Here is a 21,218-nt window from a genome sequence, read left to right on the forward strand (position 1 = left end):
TGAAACTCATAAGAATCACCTTCTGGTGAAACAGGGATGACCTTTGGATAAGTGCAAAGTCCATTTCTCATTACTCGCTACAAATCATGTCAGGCATATTAATCTTCAATCCACCCCATAACAGTATTCGCTACAAAGCGTGGTTCAGGTGGTAAAGAATAGATGTCTTTTTCATAATTTTTGTTGTATGGTGAAATATTCATAATCTCACCATCCACAACCAAGGTACTGCTCCCGCCGGGGTCAAAGCCCATTGCTTTATCCATCCCATATTTTAAAAGAATATCAGCCATGTCAAAATGAGTCGCACCGACAGATTCTCTAATTCTACCATTTACCATAAGCACCATGAGTTTACCTTCTTTGGTAATCCCCACCGCTATTTTTGGCCCGCGCATATCCGTAAAATCTAATCTGGCAGCCTGCGTTTTAATAGAATTAGTTGTTTTCCATCCTTCCGCTTCCATGTTTAATATTTGCTTACCTTGATCTATGAGCATTGGCCCTGCTTCAATGGCATACAATATTTCATTCCAATTATACGGATCCTTAGCCGGCTCCATCAACGCTATGGCTATCGGCTTTTCTTCTTGAAACAAATCACTTGAAAACAATTCTAAAGGAACAGACAAAGTGATTCCAACTGGAATGATAGGTACAGTTTCTTTCGCTTTTGTCTCAATAATCTGTTTTACGGTATTCCCCGCTATCCTGATGATCACATTTCCATTACCTTCTATGGTGTCACTCTGATACGACAAATCATAATAGCAGGTTTCTGAACTACTGTGCTTATTATAATTAGCAGCCGCAAATACAAGGTTTTTTTTCTTTCCCTTAACCTTAAAACCTGCCTGACTATTCACTTTCCTTATATCTACCTGGCCATTTTTATAAATAATAAAAGCTGGTTTATTAAAAAGTGGCGGACAAAACACTTTGTTATTCATGATCAATAATCCCAAGGGAGAACCAATATATGTTTCCGGTAAGCCCAACTTTCCTACTAATTCAGGGTTGAGTATATAGCCCCCATTCCATGCGAGCTCAATTTTATTTGAATTATTGTTTTTCTTTTTATATTCCTTGATTAAGCCAGGTACATTTTTCGGTTCTTTATTGGCGATATGTGCCGCAAACTTCCAGTTGTGTTCTTTGGTGTCAATTTCAGCCAATACCCCACTCCAAGGTAAACCATCTGCATACACGCCACCTGCAAATGACGATTTCACTTTATCTACCGTCTTATTTTCATTCATTTGTTGCTTCAATTGTTCCAAAAGTTTTTCTATAGGGGTACCATTTTCAGCAGCATCCTTAGAAATAATCTTCAACAATTTCTTCTCTCCAATTTCTTTTGCAAGTTTCTTATATAAATCGCCTTTTAAAGCCGTTTCAAAATCCTTTGCGGTTTGAATAGGCGTAGGATAGGCCAACGTGGTGCGAACACCTGCAGGTACAAATTGAATAAAACCACTGTCTATTGGGATTCCCATAATCCTGGCTGTCATTTCATTCAACACCTTCCCTATATGGAAATGGTCAATTTCGATAATGTCAGTCATCATAGCGGCCGACTCTCCATTTGTAATAAGAAAGCCATTTGCTTCTTTGATGTCTCTTAAAATGTTGATGGCCTTGGCACCCATTTGCGGAAAGTGAACCCCTTCTGACCATTGTTTAGTTTCAATTATCTGAACAACACCTGCTTTATATAACAATCCAAGTTCAGGCTCTTTTCCACTCTCCAAATACTCTTTGATATTTGCGCTTGAAAACCATTTTGTAATGCGGGGCTCATGTATAAAAATATATATCTTTTCTAATTCCTGACCTCTAGCCTCGAGTATTTCGGAAGTCAGCTCTTCTTGTATGGTCAGTTTCAGTTGGGCACGAATAGGTTGCAAAACAAAATATTCTAACTCATGCTTTATAAAACGCCCTGGAAAATAACCTTTAGGTACTTTTTTCTTTAAATTTTTTGTCAATATTTTTCGGTCGTCAATTCCCAAAAATTTACTATTGGTTAATTGAAATAAAGCCAATTCCCAATCGGCAAAAAACTGTGGTGCCAAGGTTAAATCAGCTAAATTCTTTGGCTTAAAAACATCGTTATAGATCATATTGACCAAACCAGTCACTTCATGGGCAGTAAAGGCCTGATAGGTATAGGATTTTTTATTTCTATGCCTGTAGGCAAGGGCGTGGTCATGCCTTATCGAAAATTCTCCATCAACATATTTAAAAATATCATCAATGGCATTATAGTACTTATGGATGAGCTCTAAATTTGTGTTGGCCATATCTGGAATATCATTTTCCATCCTTCTGGCGTAGCCCATTATTCTCCCTTTTACCAGTTGCTCTTCAACTCTAAAAAAACTTGGGTCAATTAATGATTTAAGATAGAGCATAAAAGACAAGCGTCCATAACCAGGCAAATAATGTCTTGTTTTTCTGTTGAGGATTGCATCGAGGTCATCATTAGAAAAGTTTACCATTTTTTTGTACTCCTCCAATAAAACAACAACTTGCGGATCAACTTCAACTGAATTCGCACCCAATTGCATATGTAACCTTTTTAGAACATATGCCATGTTTTTCTGCAATGATTCAAGGCTATAGCGTTTATTAATAACGTTTCGGTTATGCGTTACATCTACCATCCTGTTTTGAGGATAAAACACATGGTCGCATATTCTTTCTGCCAATTTTTTTGGAATTTTAGAGCCCTTAAATTCTAAAACATTTAGACGCATTGATGCGTCCAAATGACGACCGATAACCTCGTCATACACCTCTCTTGGCTCATATTGTCTGCAAAATATGGGTGTGCCACATGCAGCAGCTTCGATTATTGGCAAGCCCCTACCCTCGGTTTGACTGGGTAATAAAATCAAAGAGGCTACATCGTATAATTGTTCAATGTCTAAGGGTTTTTTGTATTTTTTCTTGAACTCGTTTTTGTCGAATTCACTAAACAAAAAGCCGAGTAGCACCCTTGGTTTGAACTCTTTAGGAAGTCCTTCCAGGAATTTCTTAAAATCTTTTTTTAGTTCTTCATAGTAATCCTGTTGACCGTGTGGAATGGGCCCTGAAACAATTAAGGATAGTTTTAATTGGGGATTGGTGATGAATTTATCATAAAACGGTTCATAAGAAAACAGCCGTTTTATAAGTTTAAAGTTAAGCTCAATTGACTTTCTGCTAATCACTCTTGTTGGCTGGAGAAATACGATATTGTTGTTTACAAAATCGAATTTGCGTATGGTTTTATAACCCAACAGGATGGGTTTTAAAGAACGTTCACTTTTGGTGTGCTTGGCTGCTGTATGAACGGTGATGCTGTCTTTTTTATTTGCAAAAATAGTAGACACCTGCATAAACGCTTTTATGATATCACGTTTACTCATCTGGTGCATTTTCGTATCTACAGCCGTTCCTAATAAAGCAACATTTGCAGGGTTATGGCCGTTGATTTCTATGAGGTGATTTTGCTGAATTTTATTGATATTGACATTCATCCATGATCTGCTTTCCCATGGATAAATCATTTCAATCAATGAAAAGAATTCGCCTACATGTGAATTGTGAAAAAAGAAATCTCTAGGCCCTTTTTTAAGGCCTTTCTTTTTTCTTTCCACTTCTCGGTTACCGCCTTCCCAATAAAAATCATGGTTATTATTAATGACCGGAATCCCTAAATATTCTGAAATTAAAACCGTTGCCAAGGCCAAAGAAACATTACCCGGATTTGAGCAAACATTGATTAGATAAAGTAATGATATTTCATTTTCTTCAATATAGGTTCCCAGTTTTTCAACCAGAACCAATACTTCTTTCCAAAACTTACCAATCAGTTCATTATACTCCTTACTGCCACGTTCCATTTTAATATTAAAAAAGTCATGATATAGCGGCCAGGCATCAAATGCCTCCATTTCTGGTATTACTTTTTTAAATGCATCTTTTGGAATTAATTCATCAGCTTCCTGCTTAATGTCACCTGCGATAAAATGAATAGGAATAGTTGGGTATATTTTTTTAAAGGTCTTGGCATACTTTTCTGTTTCTACAGTAATACCATCTATGGTAAAGTAAAAGGTAACAAATGCAATACCTCCTTTTTCAACAAAAGTGTCAAAAGCATTTGTATCACCTTCAAAAGATGATTTTAATTTCTCTTCTCTAAATCTGTCAATAAACAGACCCAGATCAAACCATGTATTTATTTTTTCGCTTTTTAATTCTTCTAAGACCTTTTTAATATTCACACTCTGTTTATCAATCATCGTTTAATTTATTAAACTATAAATAGCTGATTCAATTTTTCCTCAAGTACTTCGAACGAGAAATGTTTTTTACCGAGTTCGAAATTAAATTCACCAATTTCTATGCATCTTTTTGGACTGTAAATGATGTCAGACATTTGCTGTACTTTTTCATTTGTTAGATTACTGTTTTCTATCATCACGGTTTCAAATCCTTTACTACCGATATCCTGCATATAAACCGGTTTATAGTCATTGACAAATATTGGCTTTTTCGCCAGAACCCCTTCAACAAAAGCATTGCCAAAACCTTCATAAGTACTAAAATAAGTGCAGGCCCTTCCATGGGCGTACACGTCTGATAAATCTTTATGATCTAACACTTTATGGGCAGCAAATATGATTTGTCTCGAAAGATTCAACTCGTGAATCTGATCTATCAATTCATTATAGTACTCTTTATTCTCGTCATCATTATTATTTCCGGTAATAACAAGTTTTAAATTTTTATCATTTAGCTTATCAATTAATGAAATAGCCGTTTCAATCCCCTTGCGTCTTACAATTCTGGTAACTTGTAATAAGGCAATTTCATTCTTTTTCACACCAACATCTCTCAGGAAAAATTGATTCTCAGGAGTTGGAACACCATAAATGCGACTAAAATCCATCACATTAGGCACCAATATGGCATCTATATTAAACCTGTTTTTAAAGGTTTCAACTCCAAAGGTATTGATAACGGCGTGTTGTACTCCGGGTAACAACAATGGAAAGTTATCATCCACAAATTGGTTAATTTCTGGGTGAACCGATAAATATCGATCGCCCCGCTCCCAATGAAAATCATGGTCATGAGTTACAACAGGCAGGCCTGTATTGATAATGAGTTTTTTGATCGCAATACCCATTGATAACTGACAGGGCAACGCAGATGCGTTTTCTGACAGGATCACATCAATTTTCTTGTCTTTTACCCATTTACTTAAGACGCCTTCAATCATATCAGACCATTTCTCAACATGATCCAGCAAGAGGCCAGGATCCTTATCGGGCTCAAAAAATGCTTTGCGTTGTTCCCACTCTGCTTCGGCTGAAAAAAACGACAAGGCTGGAAAGAGATAATTTCGTTCATAATCCATTTTCCAAGATTCAAATTCTCCAGAAATGATAAACACTTCATGTCCTATTTTTTTTAATACCTCTATCCACTTTTCAGTTTCAAGTGCTACACCATCAACACCTCCGATTCTACCGATGATAATACCTATTCTCATACTCAATAATTAAGGGTTCGTTCTGACTAAAGATACATTTTTATAAAAATAATAGCAGGTTTTATCGGGTTGTATTGAATAATTTACCACTTCAAAAATTTTAGCAATAGTAAATTATGGCTTCTGAAATATAGCGTGCTTATTTTATCAAATCGATAACCCAAAAATTCACTTTTATAAAGACATTGTTCTTTTTTAGTTCTTTCAAATCCAATTTTAAGGTCTGAAATAACAAGAAAAATGCTTTTCAAGCTACTTTCTGAAAGTTTGGATATTCGTGTGTATTTTACAATATTTTAGACCTAAACAGATTGTAACAAATGAAGTTGAAAAATCAATTTTTATAAGTATAATTCTAGATGAAACATGGCTCTGAATCGTTAATAAGTATCTTAATAACTAATAAGTATCGGATAATCAGATGTATAAATAAATTATTATGTTGTACTTGTATTAATCCGAATTCAAATTCTGCTTTGATTTCTATAAAAAACTTAGATCGATGAAAAAATTAATGACCATGATGCTCGCAGTTATTCCATTCGGAATGTTTGCCCAGAGCGCACCTGATGTTTATGCCAGTAATGATGACATTTTCAATATGTCTTATGCTGATGCAGGCAATGCTTTTACCACAGAAAAAAGTGAAAACAAAGACACTCCCTTGTCAGCTGAAACCGAGGTATACGTTTCTGACAATGACATGCTTGAAGTGAACGATTTATTACTTGCCAATCCTGATTTTGACATTCAGGAAAACATGGTATCCTTTACAAAAGACCAAAAGACTGTGTTTTTTAGTGCCAATAAAAAGATAAAGGAAAAATCAGGAAATGAGACAGATCAAAAAATCAAAAACTCTGTGCAGCTTCAACTGTTTAAAGCGAGCGTAGCAGAAAATGGTGAATGGGTAAACCTAGAGATGCTTCCTTTTAATGGCAAGCGTCATTCTACCGGACATCCTGCCCTTAACAAAGATGACACACAACTATTTTTTGTGTCTGACGGCCCTGAATCAACCGGAAAAACAGATATTTTTGTTGTTGATTTACTAGAAGATGGAACCTATGGAAAACCTGAGAATTTAGGCACAAAAATTAATTCCGAAGAACGTGAAGTATTTCCTTTCGTTGATGACAGTAGTGTACTGTATTTTGAATCAGACATCAAAACAGAAGGAGGTGATTTAAATGTTTTTGCCTCTGAGGTGATCGATAACGAACTAACTACACCTATCAAACTGGATATAGAAGCCAATGGCGCTAAAGAAGCCTACATTACAGCCTTTAAAGCTGTTGATGCCGAAGCAATGAGGATCGCTGAAGACGAAGCAAACTTAAGAGATATGGAAATTCTTCTGGATGCAGAAAACTTGGCTGAAATTGATCGTATTGAGGAGGTCTTAGGAGAAAATGCGACTGGAGCAGCTTATGATTTTAGCACTGACAATATAGTATACACGGTGCAAATAGGAGCATTCATGGAAAATGTAAAAACAGGTACTTATGAAGATTCATCAGGCTTGTTCAATCATCGATATGATGACGGGTATAACCGTTTTTATTCAGGCGTTTTTGAATCTAACAAAGAGGCAATGAATCATATGGAACAAATGAAAAAAGACGGCTATAAAGACGCTTTCGTGCTGGGGCTAGAAGGGAAAAAGAGATTTTTGCCTTAATAAGGATAAATAATCCTTTCAATTATTTCTATAGGTAACTTTAACTTATAGAACAGATACATTCCTTGTTAACTTAGTGGGTTTGGCAAGGAATGTATTATTTTAAACTATTTTGTAATATGATGTTTAGCTTATCCTAAGTGTTACTCTTTTTCAATAGCATCACTCCCAGAAAACCAAATAATACTTCTAAGACCAAGAAAACAATCAATAACCAATTTGGAACACCATCTAAAATTAGACTCACAACTCTCCCTGCGGCTAAACCAAACATGAATACAACGAGACTGTAAACAGCTGTTTGTCTTAAATGAATTTTACCCACACCGATTAGCCAAAATATGATCATCGCAAAGTATAAGCCCATTACAGCTCGAAATATATGCATATGATTCACCTCAGTGACCGATATATTATATAGATAACCCAAACTCATCTCAGGAACCAATCCATAAGATAAGGCAATAGGGAACAGGCCTATCGCTGCAATCAGTAATAAAAACTTTTGTTGCTTTTCAATTGTGGATTCTTTCATTATTATACTTTTATCTTAATAACTGTGATCAACCTGTATTTCTCAAACCTCCTGACAAGGAGTTAATCACATGCAATAATTCTGGTAACATATTGCTCGCTTCAGGATTGTTTTCTTTATTTAGTTTTCTCCATTTTTTGATAGAATCAATTTGTAGCTTATGTAAAACTTTTAATTCTTTCTCTCTGATATTCATGATGTTAAGCTGACCGGTCCTTCTTTCAGCAACACTCTCACCTAGTAAATATTCAATATGTGATTTCCCTTCTTCATAATCAGACAAGATTAGATTCAAAAATTTGTTTTTTAATTTTTCATCGGTTACCAATTCAGCATACATTTTCATAATCTCCGGATTGGCAATCAACAAATTGGTTTCTGTTTGGATAAACATATACCTTAAAAACGGCCAGGAAGCGATTGATTCTTTTAAGCCTTCATAACCTTCGGGATCCTGCTCTTTTAATTCTTTTAAAGCTGTACCTACTCCGTACCATCCGGTAAGCGTAAATCTCGAAAGATTCCAGCTAAAAACCCAGGGGATGGCCCTTAAATCTTTAAGGGATCTCTTTCCTGTTCTTCGTGCCGGCCTAGAACCAATTTTACTTTGCTCCAGAATATCAATAGGAGTTGCTTCACTATAAAACTGCATGAATTCGCTATCAGCAATTAAATTTTTATAGTGTACCATTGATTTTGCTGACAACCATTCTATTGTCTTTTTTGGGTAATCATTCTCTTTGTCTTGAGCAGGCGGTAATGTATGTAGCGCTACACCAGAAGCCAGCATTTCTAAGTTATATGTTCCTGTCAAGAGATTGCCAAATTGCTGTGAGATTGACTCTCCTTGAATAGTTAGTTTTATTTTACCATTAACTGAACCGGTTGGTTTGCTCTCAATAAAACGATGGTATTTACCTCCACCTCTACTAATGGTACCTCCTCTGCCATGAAAGAAAAACACTTTAATATTGTGCTTTCTACCCACCTCTGAAAGTGCTTTTTCAGCATTATAAAGATTCCACTTACTGGCCAATACACCACCATCTTTATTACTATCGCTATATCCCACCATGACTTCTTGAGCATCTTGTAAAAGGCTTTGGCGTTTTTTTGTTAGCGTATGATTTAGGAAATCATCTAAAATAGCTGCCCCATTATCCAAATCTTCTATCGTTTCAAAAAGAGGTGCCACGATTAAATCAGTACCCAAAAGTTGGGTTTCTTTCATAAACAGGTAGACCATGAGCAAATCGCTCAGGCTTCTTGTCATACTAACGATTAATGAACCGATTCCTTCAGAGCCATATAAAATGTTGTGATCTCTTAAAACTCTAAAATAATCTAACACATTATCAGCTTCCGGCCCGTATGATATTGTGATGTTTGTTAATAGTTCAGGAGATGCTATTTCTTTATTTAAAAACCTAAGGCGCGTTGCCTCATCCCAACTCTGAAAGTCAGTATCTGCCAATGTCGATTTTTGCAGTATTTGACTAATTGCTTTTTCATAATACTCGCTATTCTGACGGATGTCCAATTTTGCCAAATGAAATCCAAAACTCTGCACGATTCGCTCCAATGGGAACAATAAGTTTTCTGCTATTTTATCGGCATTAATTTCAATTAAAAGCTCCCTGATAAATTTTAAATCTTTTTGCAGTTCCTTGCTACTTCTATAAAACAGCTTAGAATCACTATAGCTTCCTGAAATCGTGTTTTCAAGTTTGAGCTCTATCAAGTTTACAAACTGCCTCCATGGCTCATAAGGGTTTCGGTTTACTGCCTTTACACCCTTATCCCCTAATAATTTGGCATAGTTAGCAATACCGCTTGTCAATGCCTCCGGCGTAGGGTTGTGCTTGGAAGATAAAGACAATTGGGCCCCTAATTTTAAAACGTGGTTATAGATGATCTCTAAAGATTCTTTACGATGAATCAAAAGTGTGTCTTTGGTAATTTGAGGCGTAACAAATGGATGGCCATCGCGATCTCCGCCAACCCAACTTCCAAAACTATATTTTGGAAAGTGTTCTATGTCTTTCAATTTCTCCGGATCAAAGCCCATTTCCAACCAAGAGTATTTTAATTTCAAATCACTTGATTCTAAAATCAAAGGAAATACCTTACTTAAATAATGTACAACATTGGCACGTTCATCGCGTAAATCAGGTTTTTCTAAATAGATTTCACCCGTTCTCCACCAGCGCTCTAACAAGCTTATTATTTTATCTCGAATAACTTTTTTTTCTGTCTGGGAATAAGTCGAATTTTCATTCTGTACGAGTAATAAATACAATTCTCTGTGTGTTTCTAAAATAGTAACCCGCTTTGCTTCGGTAGGGTGTGCCGTAAGTACGGGGCAAACATGAACAGACGATATCGTTTTAATCATTGTATCCTGATCAATACCTTGTTCATCCCACAGTTTAAAGGTTTCTCCCCAGGAACCACGAATCGCAGATATCCCAAAGTTCTTTTCAAACTGTCTATTAAATTGAATTGCCGCATTCTCTTCTATGAGGTTCATCAATTGAAAATATATACCAAAAGACTGTATTATTTTCTCATCAGATATTGTTTTGAAATCGATATTTTCATCTAATGATTCAATGAAGGTACTAAGCTTATTTTCATCAATGCTTGACAGCATCTCTTTGAAGCAGGATAGTATATTTTTCTTGTCTTCTAATATCTTATCAAATCCTTTTATTTCTATTTTTTTATGCATATTCTTTTATGGGTTGGAATTTGTTAGCAGGCCGCTAAAATAAGTATTTAATAGAAGAGTTTTTAAAGAATCACCGCTTTTGTAAACTTTAATGCGCCATTTCCACAAGCTCCGAGACGCTTCTTTTGATTCAAACCAAATAGACTTAGCTATCATTTTCTAACGAGGTTTAAATCTAAAAATACCTTTATAAAGGTATTTTACATCCCTCTTAATTAGACTATATTCGCTGACTTCAAAAATAAATAGAGTAGAAACTATAACTAAACAGGCCGTTCTCGAAAAGCCATACGAGTAGAGATCTATAAATAACTATCAAAAAATAATATGAAAAAATTTAAGTATCTATTAATCATGTTTTTAGCCCTTACAGTATCTGTTTCATGTAGTGATGACGACGATGATATTAACACTGACTTGGTTGGAACTTGGGAAATGTCAGAATCTGAAGACGGATATGAGTATAGCGTTCTAATTACTTTCAAGGATAACGGTACAGGTACAATTGTTGCCGTTGAAACTTTTGACGGAGAAATTGATTCTGATTCTGAAGCTTTCACTTGGGGTACAGATGGCAATAAATTGACTATAGTGATAGATGGTGGTGAGGAAACAGCTACCTATGTTATTTTAGGAAATAAGCTCACCATCACGGATGGAAATGGAGTCAGTATTTTTACAAAAGTGTAATAGCTTTAATCTATATTGTTTAGGATTAACATAAATCCAAAACATTATGAACCCCATTAATTATTATTAATGGGGTTTTTTTATGTTCACATTTTATTAAAAATCTAATTAGGCTTTTGTGATACCTGAATTCAGAAATTGCTAGTTTTTTGAGTACACTTCTTTCCCATCAACAATAGTACTTTCTACCTTAGTTCCATAAATTTCGGTTATATCTATATCAAATAAATTTTGATCTAAGACAATCATATCGGCAAATTTACCAACTGCTATTGATCCTAATTTATCTTCAACTCCTAAAACTTCTGCACCTCCTAAGGTTGTAATATATAATGCCTGTTCTAATGTAATCGCCTCAGCAACATTTATTTGTCCTGGCATGGTTTCATCAAATGGATTACTTCTGGTAATCATTGACTCTATGGCAATAAATGGATCTGGCGTAGGATTTGCCGTAAGCCAATCTGCTCCTTGGCCAACACTCAATCCGGATGCTAAAGCCGTCTTTATGGGATATGTTTTTGATGTTCGTTCTTTACCAACTGCTGTAATTAAACCTGGTGTAGCCCCTGCATGAGGATACCAAATTGGCGGTGAAAAATCAATATTAACATCATTTAGTGCCGCTATTCTAGGAATATCATCAACTGATAGCATGGTATTATGAGCCACTTTGTGATGGGTTCCGCTATCTCCATTGGCTTTTTTCATCGCTTCTAATGCATCAATAACAAGTCGAATAGTACCATCACCCATCGCGTGAACATGGACTCCTACGCCCCAACTATCAAACATTTTAAAGGCCTCAGTAAATTCTTCTACTGTCATATTAGCGCCTCCATAAAAACCCTCTTCGCCTGCAAATTCTTTTTCGTATGGTTGTAAAAGCAGTGAAGTTCCTGAGAAAGGACCTCCATCAGCAAATATTTTTACATAATTGGGATAAATAAAATCTGAGGCGTATTTCTCCCTTGTTTTAATCTGATTCTCAATATCATCTAGTGAGTAAGCTAAATTTAAAGTTGTTTTCCAATCCCAGCTGACAAATACACGTTCTTTCAACCTGTTATTATCTTCTAATTGTTTTAAGGCCTCTATCGGCACCTTATGACCTTCTGCTGTTTGCTGTGAAGTAATTCCATACGACAAAAAGGTGTCAAATATACCATAGATCGTTTCGCCGTAATCCGCAACCTGTGCTTGTGGAATAACTTGTTCAACCATTTGAATCGTTTGTTCGTTAATTGTACCTGTTGGTTCACCTGTTTTAGGATCTTTGTGTATTACAATAAGTTGACTCGTTTCAGTGTCTTTAGTAATTCCAGCTAATTCCATGGCTTTGGAATTGAGCCACATGCCGTGTCCGGTCTGGTCTAAAAGTGCGACAGGACGATCAGGTACAATATCATCCAACCATTCTTTTCTAGGACTATTTTCAGGGAAAAGGCCTAATAACCATTGGCCGCCAATAATCCATTCTTTATCAGGGTTCTCAATAGCGTAGTTCTTTACCATGTCAAGAATTTTCTCCTTAGAATCAACCCCATCCAGTTGTAAGTTCATGTCTCCATACCAAGGAGTAATAAAGGGATGCGCATGTAAATCAAATACACCTGGCATAACAAATTGCCCATTTAAATCTACAACCTTTGTGCTTTCTCCAGTTAAGGCTTCAACCGCTGCAGTTGAGCCCACCGTTATAAATTTTCCGTCCTTTATGGCAACAGCTTCTGCCCAAGGTTGGGCATCATTAACGGTATAAATTTTACCATTGGTATAAATCGTGTCAGCGGTTTCTTTAGACGCATCTGCGCAGGCAAGCACAAGTGTGAATGCAAGTAAGAATAGTGTAAATTTAGATCTCATATTATATTTGGATTTTATGAATGGAAATCGACTCTAAATACTTCGCTCTTCTAAAATATTCGATTCATCACGATGCAAAAGGATCATCTGCTTCAGCAGTTAAAACCAATTCAGCATATTCTGATGATTTTTCTTATAAAAGTTTACGATTGATTATCAAATATATCCCCTTTATGACCATTGACTAATTCATGATCAATAGAAAACACTTCACTCAAGCCTTGCTTACCTTTAAGACTATATTCGCCGAGGCTTCTGAAAATCCAGGGTTCTTTTGTGCCTTGCTGAAGTGATTCAGATAAAACCAATAGGCATTTAACTTCCCTTGCCAATCCTTCTAATCGCGAAGAAACATTCACCGCGTCACCTATTATTGTGTAATCGGTTTTATATTTAGAACCCATATTACCTTCAATTACATCCCCTCGGGCAAGTCCAAAACTGGAATTTAAGAACTTTAGTGGCGAGTTTTTATCTGCGTTTTTGCGTATATCTTTTAATTCTTTTAATATCTCTAAACATGAATGTATCGAATTATCTGCTTGATGCTCATTAAAATATGCCATCAAACCATCTCCCATAAATTTATTAACCTCCCCGCCATTCTTGAGAATGATACGGCTGCAAACTTCAAAATAAGTGTTTAAAATTAGAAGCGTCTCATCCAAAGTCGTTTTTTCACTTATCGCAGTATAGGATATAATATCAGCAAAAAGGATTACTCTTTTCAAAGGCACAGGCTTTACAGTAAGCGGATTTATGCCTTCATTAAGTATTTTAAGTATAGTTGGTTGTGTATATCTTTCTACAATAGAATGGCTTTCAACAACCGATTGTAGTAAAATTTTAATTGGACGTAACAAATCATCAACATTATTATCAAGATTGATGGTTTTCATGTGCCATTGCGGAAAAAGTCTTTCTTTTATGTCATATTCAGTTTTTAGCCTAAGTACATCATGATGCCTTTTGTCTTTTCCAATTTTTTCATATAGCTTATCAACTACTTCATCGTCACCCTCAATAATCTGGAAAAACATTTTATCAAAAAATATCAACGTACCGGTAATATCAATACGGCTATTGTTTCGACTGGAAACAGTACCAATCGATTCAATTTCATCAGACGAAATCGGGGTGGTTAATTTACTTATATATACTATCCTTTTCATTTTTACTTTTGGATGCTGCGGTTGAAAAAAGTCAACTATTTACTTAGCTTGTTTTGAGCTATCTAAAGCTCGCATTTTTCTTTTGAAAATTGTTAATTGACATTCTGTTATCAGCTAATATAGTTAAATTTCACCTAAATCCCGAAAGGGATTTAAGGGTAATTCTTTGATTCCTTGCTAATATGTATCATTTTTTTCATGATGTTTAATAGCCAGGATGGATAAGAAACATTTTTGGGGCAGGGTATTGACTACCCTTTTTTTTTAAAAGAGAATGATGCTCATGAACATATTTCAAACCAGCTTCGGTTTATAGAAAGAGCAGGATTAGACAATCATTGAATATAAGCTTTTGTTCTCCGAGATTCACATTCATGTTTACATGAAATGTTTCATTTACTTCCTTATTGAATCCGGCAATTTTCAGGCCATCAATTTGGATTAATTGAGGTACATAATAACCTGCTGACAGCCTATTCGAGACATATTGATGAAAAGATTCTGAAACCAATAAATCTAGTGATGAGCTTTACGCATTTTCTTTTATGGCTTGAGGCATTCTAATAATTCTTGTGAATCATAAATCAGCCAAAAATTCTATCTCAACTATTTATTTGTAAAAAAATCGTAAATTGAGCATTAAATAATTCCCATTATGTTACAAAATATTAGCAAAACGGATAAGGTATTATTGGTTTTAGCCCTTGGTACTCTGATCTTTTCAGAATTAATGTGGTTTCAAGGTGAAAAAGACGGAGCTTTATTTGTTGGACTTTGGGTCCCTTCAATACTTGGATTTGCAATTTATCTAAAACTTATAAGAAAAGGCAAATGATCGAATTCATCCCATACGCAGCAGGAGTCGTTACACTAGGTTTTGGAATTGCTTTTTATTTCTTTTTAGAGGAAATTCGCAATAGTAATTAGGTCTCTGTTTTCTGAAAATTAAATAGAGTTCTATAATGTTCAAATGAAAGCGTTAAAAGACACCTATCTAACACGCTAAAACTGAGCCATGATATTTTAAATGATCATATCAAAGGCTAACATATATCCGATTTCTTTATTCCACTTTTCACAGTTTTTGTCCTTTTTGATCTGCTCAATACAATTCAATAACCCATCCAAATTGCCAGGAACATCGTCAAGCCTGCCATAAGCATCAGGATCAGAAATAAAGGCAGCACAAAGCGAAACCATTTTTCGAAAGGAACGGCCGCCAATCCTAACATGGCCATTAACACCCCATTGGTTGGAATAACAATATTTGAAATTCCGTCACCCAACACAAAAGCCAGTACAGCCGTTTGTCTTGAAATCCCCAACAAATCAGCTAAAGGTGTCAACAAAGGCATAGACACAAGTGCCTGGCCAGAGGCTGATGGGATGAAAAAATTCAAAGTTGATTGAAAAACAAGCATGCCTTCACCAGCAACAAATTTTGGAAGCTCCATTAAATTATTAGAAGCTGAGGCTAAAATCGTGTCAATGATATAACCCTCCTGCATCACAACCGATATGCCTCGAGCCACACCAACAACCAGCGCCGGAACAATCATTGTACCCAGGCCTTTCACAAAAGCGTTCATCGCAGCGTCACCAGACAGGCCACTGATCAGAATGACCACAATTCCTATACCGATAAAGCCTCCGGTCATCTCAATCAAACCCCAGCCAATTGTCTGGACAGATATCATGATAATTGAATAGCCGATCACAAGAACGGCCAAGATCCAAAAATGTTTGGAACTGAATTTTTCTTCTTCAATGTGTTGCATTCCTTCAATTTCATAAGACCCTTCTGGCGCCAATGATTTGGTTTTATGCTGTTTGACCCTTTTCCCATATCGCATTAGGTAACTAAAACCAAGAACCAAAAACACAATAAAAAGAACCACTCTCAAGCCCATTCCACTACCCAAAGGAAGCTCTGCGATTTGCTGGGCAATAGTCACATTAAACGGATTAGTAATCGCTGCGGTCCAACCGATGAACATAGGTAAGGCGATCAATGCAAAACCAAACATCCTATCATAACCAAACTCTTTGGTCAGCAATATAAAAATGGGGATCAAAGGAATTAATTCAGAGGCAATTCCCATAAAGGAACTTGCCATGGAAACAGTCAGGTAGATCAAAAAGAATAGTGTTGTAGGGGCCTGCCGAAATCTTTGTATTAAGAAAAATAACACTGCATTGATGGTTCCGGTATGCATGACAATATTAAAAATAGCACCTGCTATAAAAACAAAAAATATCAAAGCGGCTGATTGCTGCATCCCTTTTGGAATAGCCGTTAATAAGCCTGTTAATGAAATTGGTGAGGCCTTTCCTTCAACCTCTTCATTAAAAAAAATACCTTTTACAGAAAAATGCTTGGGCAGTTCTTTATAGCTGCCAGGCACTACAACGCTTTGTTCTATTTCACCAAACTTTCGTGTAGTCCGTTCAAAGGAGCCGGAAGGAACGATATATGTCAATAAAGCACAAAATAGAATAATGACAGAGAGAAAGATAAAGACATGTGGAATCTTAAATGTCATATGATTTGTTGTTAGTTGTATTCATAGAATAATTAGAAAAATGGACTTCATTAAAATGACTTTAATTTTGGTGGCTTTGCATAAGCAACTGCTTTATCAGGTAAAACGACACCATTTTTTTTAGCATAATCCTCATATTTTTCTATGAGCTCCTTAAGCTTTTCTGGATTTTCAGCCGCTAGATCAATTTGTTCTGACATGTCATTTTTTAAATTATAAAGTTGCCATTCTGCTGTGCCATAAGGAACTGGTAGTTTTAAAATTTTCCATTCGGCAGACCTATAAGTAAGCATCCCATAAATTTCAAAGCCAAATTCTCGCTCCTGTGTGCTTCTATTTGTCCAATTAGAAAGTTGTGATATCCCTTGCATTGGCAGTACAGGGTGGCCTTTGTATTCTGATGGATGCTCCGCTTGAGCCAATTCAAGAAAAGTAGGCATAAGGTCAGAAATATAGCTAAACCCATCAAGTTGTGTAGGTACTATATTAAATGAATTAGGCATCTTAACAATACAAGGCACACGCATACCACCTTCGGTTGGATATCCTTTGGTTAATCGGAAAGGGGTATTAGCCGCCCATGCCCATGCCGGACCTATATCGGTAGCCGAATTTGGAAACCCTTTGTTTTCATTAGAATTATCAAACGATTTTAAGTGTGCTTCAACTTCACCACCCAGCGCTGCATAATCCATAATGGTCGTTTTACTAGCGCCATTATCAGAAACAAAAACAATCATGGTATTGTCATATGCTCCCGTTTTTTTCAAATGGTCTATTACACGTCCAATACTCATGTCCATATAATCAATCATGGCTGCGTACACTTCCATGTCTCTAGATCGAGATGCTTTTTGCTCATCTGTTAAATTATCCCACTGTTCCAGCCATGCTGGATAAGGAAATAATTCTTGATCACTTGGCACCAAGTTTAACGCTTGCATACGCTTGAGTCTCTCTTGCGCCAATTCAACCCAGCCATTTTCATATTTACCTTTGTATTTTTCTATATATTCTTTTGGAGCATGTAGAGGATTATGCGGGGCCGTAAAAGCCAGATACGCAAAAAAAGGTTTTTCACTTTTCGCATCTGCTTTTATGTAGGATATAATACTATCGGTATAATTCTTTGATGAGTAGAAATCAGATGGTAATTCCTTAATTATTTTTCCATTTACTGAATACGGACTTGCCTTTCCAGGGATGAGGGGCGTATTGTCAGACCAATGGCTCGCTCCTCCAGCCAACATAGAAAATGTTCTGTCAAATCCTCTGGCGTGTGGTCTTGTTTCTTCTTTTTTGGCGCCTAAGTGCCATTTTCCAGCCATATACGTATTGTATCCTGATTCTTGTAATACTTCAGCAACGCTTACTACATCAAAGTTTAAATAGCCTTCATACCCTCTCTTTCCTCGTTGATTTTCAGCGATCACCTCATACATGGTGCCCAGACCCGCTAAGTGATTGTCCATTCCTGAAAGGAGTGCTGACCTTGTTGGTGCACAATTTGGCGCTACATGAAAATCAGTTAATTGTAATCCTTCACTGGCGAGGGCATCGATATTGGGTGTCGGTATTTCTCCACCATAACTTGAGAAATCAGAATATCCTGCATCATCTGCCATGATGAGAAGAATATTAGGCCTTGATTCAGTGGTCTCTTCTTTTTTTGTTGTGCATGCATATACAGTTATAAAAATAAACAAATACAATAGTTGACTTTTTCTGGAAATTCCATTCATTTTAAATCATTTGATTGAACGATAATCGTAAATCTTTTGTGTAAAAGAGTATTCTATTTTCTCAGTAGCACTGAGGCACCTAGATCTCTTGTCTTTAAATATAAGAATTAATATACAGAAAGGCCCGGGCATATTATTACAGCTGGGGCCTTATGATCTTAGCAGCCTTTTTCATTTCATGCGACTAAAATCTAAAGGGAACAAACCCTATGCCAAATTCACCCCAGTCAGCGCGTGAAAAATCTCTGGTCTTTAATCCGATTTGTGCAAAGAACCAAGGCGTGATGTCATACCTAAATGCAGCGCGCATATAGGTAGGTTCCTTGTCCTTGTCATCTTCAAGGTAAGCCCCGAATTGGAATCGAGTTGTGAATTTTCCAAACATGAAATCATACCCAATATGAAGCCCTATCAGGTCAGTATCATCAGGGTATTCAACTTTAAGGCTTTCATCATAAAAATAGTCGAGGCCAACAGAAATGCCATGCATCGTATTGAATTTATACCTGTAATCTAATACTCCCGAAAAGACAGCATAACGCTTACTAGTTCCCAGGTCCTCATTGTTCTGTACCGAACCAAAACCAAAATAGGTTTCAATACTATTTTCTCCAATCCAACTGTTTTTACTCTTCCTGGGCCTTCTAAATCTTGATGGCAAGATATCTCTTGAATAGGCATCATTGTCGATGAACTTTTGATCAGCATTGTAATGATACCTGAAAGCCAAATGAGCTCCATACATGTTTAATCCAAGATTCGGAACAGTAATCCTTCCCACACTAAAATGAGTAAAATCAACTCCATAAAGCAAATCCAACTCTCTGGTCACCTTATAGGCCGCACCAAAACTCAAGTTTAAATACAAGGCAAAAGGCGATGCTATTGCGTCGTTATCTGGGTTCTCATCATTGTCATAGGGCTTTAGGTTATAAGTAATACCTAATGACGGACTGACCTCCCAAACATTGCGTTTCTCAGAGCGGCTTAGTTGCCAATTGATAAAACCAAATAGCGCATTGGGTTTGCCAAGAATTTCAGGATTTCCAATAAATCCTGAATAATAGCCCACACCATATGAAGGATAGCCGCTTTCGCTGATCCAACCTGTACTATCTTTAGATTGCCAGGCATACCGAACCTCAACAGCTCCATAGCCACTTTTGACAGTTTCAGTTAGTGCTGTTCCATTATATAAATGATATCCTGAATGCCCCTTGACCTCTATATAACGAAATCGACCGTAATTGTCAATGTTCTTAACTTCGTCAAAAGAAATCAACTTTTTTTGTGCATAAGCAGAAATCGCAAATAGGGCAATGCCTGTTAACAGGAAAAGCCGCTTTAAAAAAGAGATTTTGAAAACTTGGAAGTCCATGATCTTCTCTTACATTTTGTACAACACGTTATTAAGGGTGAAATAACTCCATTTCCTATAGAAATTTACAGGATACCATGTGATTTTTATTAACACGAGGTAATATCTTATTTTCAAACGAGAATAAAAATGACAACCATCATATCTCAAAAAATACCATTTGAAGCTATAAAGGAGCGCTGTTTACCCCCTCCTATCCTTCTCACATCATCATCTATTTCCTTCTGAACTATCTTTCTGTTTAGGCTGGCCATTTTCACAACGTCGTTATAGTTCTGAGCGCACATGGATAAGGCCTTAACTATACTTTAATACAGATAACATGGCTTTAATTATCAGTTTTATATCTAATTAGAAATCAACTTTACTTTTCCATAGTAGATAAGCTTATTTAACGAAAAAACTAATTAACCTCAATAGCCCATTAAGTTGTATCTTGATGGTCTAACCAATACTTTATAACTATTATGAGAAAACACATTAAATTATTTGGATTTTTAGCATTTACGGCATTATTCTTTTCTGCCTGTGCGACTGCAGAAAAAGAGGAAGTCATTGAAAAGGAAGTCATTGATATGGCAAAAGTTCAAGTTGAAATCCAAGCCATGGAAGATGCCTTTGCTGCAGGTGAAAAAGCGAAAGATGCTGATGCAGTAGCTGCGTATTACGCCGATGATGCCATAAGTTATACCAGAAACAAACAACCTCTTTCAGGTAAGAAAGCTATCAGAGACAATATTGCAAATAATATTGCAAAAGACACAACCGAAACATACAATGTATATAAGGTTGTAGACTTATTTGCTGAAGGTAATATTGCTGTTGAAATTGGTTCCTGGACTGAATTCGATGCTTCTGGTAAAGAAACAGAGAATGGAAATTACATGTCATTTTTCGAGAAACGAGATGGTAAATATATTTGTGTTCGAGACATGAGTGTTACCACATCTCCTCTTAAGTCAGGTATGTAAGTTGAAAAATAGCACAACTCATTAAAAGAATTTTGCTAAAAAACTGGCTTGATTCCTACTTCGAAAAATCCTATGGGTTTTCTAAAGTAAGAATCAAGCCTTTTTTATGTTAATGATTTTCTTGGGCCTGAAAGTTGGATGGTCAGGCAGGTTTGAGCCTTAGAAACGCCTTCTAAAAAGGAACCTTCATTGGCACATTTATATATTTTTAGCCCATTAAGACCTCCTTAAAACAAACACTTTCTAGACATACCCTCATGAGGGTATAAGAGTTTGACTTTCAATTTCTTGCCACATCTTTAGATAACTAAAACATACGCTTCGGACAATAATTCCCTTGTTTCGTCCTTCATGATTATTT

The 21,218-nt window shown here is 36.2% G+C and carries 13 protein-coding genes; 4 read left to right on the forward strand and 9 right to left on the reverse strand.

Annotated elements, in window-relative coordinates:
- Positions 1 to 98: 98 nt before the first annotated feature.
- Both QWY87_RS09835 and QWY87_RS09840 read right to left on the reverse strand, forming a co-directional pair.
- The gene (locus QWY87_RS09835; RefSeq protein ID WP_290290710.1) at positions 99 to 4,292 is read right to left on the reverse strand and encodes a phosphodiester glycosidase family protein; all 4,194 of its coding nucleotides are present in this window, start codon (positions 4,290 to 4,292) and stop codon (positions 99 to 101) included.
- 11 nt (positions 4,293 to 4,303) lie between these two features.
- Complete coding sequence (locus tag QWY87_RS09840; RefSeq protein ID WP_290290712.1) at positions 4,304 to 5,548, reverse strand: glycosyltransferase family 4 protein; 1,245 nt, start codon at positions 5,546 to 5,548, stop codon at positions 4,304 to 4,306.
- Positions 5,549 to 6,050: 502 nt separating this feature from the next.
- Between QWY87_RS09840 and QWY87_RS09845 the strand changes: the two genes are divergently transcribed.
- Entirely contained in the window at positions 6,051 to 7,229 is a 1,179-nt protein-coding gene (locus QWY87_RS09845; protein ID WP_290290713.1) for an SPOR domain-containing protein, read from the forward strand.
- A 136-nt stretch (positions 7,230 to 7,365) separates the two neighbouring features.
- Here QWY87_RS09845 and QWY87_RS09850 read toward each other — a convergent pair whose 3' ends face one another.
- On the reverse strand, positions 7,366 to 7,764 hold the full coding sequence (locus tag QWY87_RS09850; protein ID WP_290290714.1) for a DUF4345 domain-containing protein: 399 nt from the start codon (positions 7,762 to 7,764) through the stop codon (positions 7,366 to 7,368).
- Positions 7,765 to 7,792: 28 nt separating this feature from the next.
- A complete protein-coding gene (locus QWY87_RS09855; RefSeq protein ID WP_290290715.1) occupies positions 7,793 to 10,495 on the reverse strand; it encodes a phosphoenolpyruvate carboxylase in 2,703 nt (900 codons plus the stop codon).
- Positions 10,496 to 10,822: 327 nt separating this feature from the next.
- Here QWY87_RS09855 and QWY87_RS09860 point away from each other — a divergent pair, with 327 nt between their 5' ends.
- Complete coding sequence (locus QWY87_RS09860; RefSeq protein ID WP_290290718.1) at positions 10,823 to 11,185, forward strand: lipocalin-like domain-containing protein; 363 nt, start codon at positions 10,823 to 10,825, stop codon at positions 11,183 to 11,185.
- A 141-nt stretch (positions 11,186 to 11,326) separates the two neighbouring features.
- On the opposite strand, the gene QWY87_RS09865 is transcribed toward QWY87_RS09860, so the two are convergent.
- Together QWY87_RS09865 and QWY87_RS09870 are read right to left on the reverse strand one after the other, a co-directional pair.
- Positions 11,327 to 13,051 (reverse strand): amidohydrolase, encoded by a 1,725-nt coding sequence (locus QWY87_RS09865; RefSeq protein WP_290290719.1) that lies wholly within the window; start codon positions 13,049 to 13,051, stop codon positions 11,327 to 11,329.
- 143 nt (positions 13,052 to 13,194) lie between these two features.
- The gene (locus QWY87_RS09870; RefSeq protein ID WP_290290721.1) at positions 13,195 to 14,223 is read right to left on the reverse strand and encodes a BLUF domain-containing protein; all 1,029 of its coding nucleotides are present in this window, start codon (positions 14,221 to 14,223) and stop codon (positions 13,195 to 13,197) included.
- Between the two features lie 655 nt (positions 14,224 to 14,878).
- Between QWY87_RS09870 and QWY87_RS09875 the strand changes: the two genes are divergently transcribed.
- A complete protein-coding gene (locus tag QWY87_RS09875) occupies positions 14,879 to 15,058 on the forward strand; it encodes a hypothetical protein (RefSeq protein WP_290290723.1) in 180 nt (59 codons plus the stop codon).
- Between the two features lie 277 nt (positions 15,059 to 15,335).
- Here the strand turns inward: QWY87_RS09875 and QWY87_RS09880 are convergent, their stop codons facing one another.
- The 3 genes from QWY87_RS09880 to QWY87_RS09890 all read right to left on the reverse strand — a co-directional run bounded on the left by QWY87_RS09880 (position 15,336) and on the right by QWY87_RS09890 (position 19,886).
- A complete protein-coding gene (locus QWY87_RS09880; RefSeq protein ID WP_290290725.1) occupies positions 15,336 to 16,766 on the reverse strand; it encodes a YfcC family protein in 1,431 nt (476 codons plus the stop codon).
- Between the two features lie 50 nt (positions 16,767 to 16,816).
- Positions 16,817 to 18,508 (reverse strand): arylsulfatase, encoded by a 1,692-nt coding sequence (locus tag QWY87_RS09885; RefSeq protein ID WP_290290726.1) that lies wholly within the window; start codon positions 18,506 to 18,508, stop codon positions 16,817 to 16,819.
- A 184-nt stretch (positions 18,509 to 18,692) separates the two neighbouring features.
- Complete coding sequence (locus QWY87_RS09890) at positions 18,693 to 19,886, reverse strand: acyloxyacyl hydrolase (protein ID WP_290290728.1); 1,194 nt, start codon at positions 19,884 to 19,886, stop codon at positions 18,693 to 18,695.
- A 467-nt stretch (positions 19,887 to 20,353) separates the two neighbouring features.
- Between QWY87_RS09890 and QWY87_RS09895 the strand changes: the two genes are divergently transcribed.
- Positions 20,354 to 20,857: a DUF4440 domain-containing protein gene (locus QWY87_RS09895; RefSeq protein ID WP_290290730.1), complete on the forward strand. Its 504-nt coding sequence runs from the start codon at positions 20,354 to 20,356 to the stop codon at positions 20,855 to 20,857.
- The last annotated feature ends 361 nt before the right edge of the window (positions 20,858 to 21,218 follow it).

The organism is Lutimonas halocynthiae, from assembly GCF_030409835.1.
Taxonomy (GTDB): Bacteria; Bacteroidota; Bacteroidia; order Flavobacteriales; family Flavobacteriaceae; genus Lutimonas; species Lutimonas halocynthiae.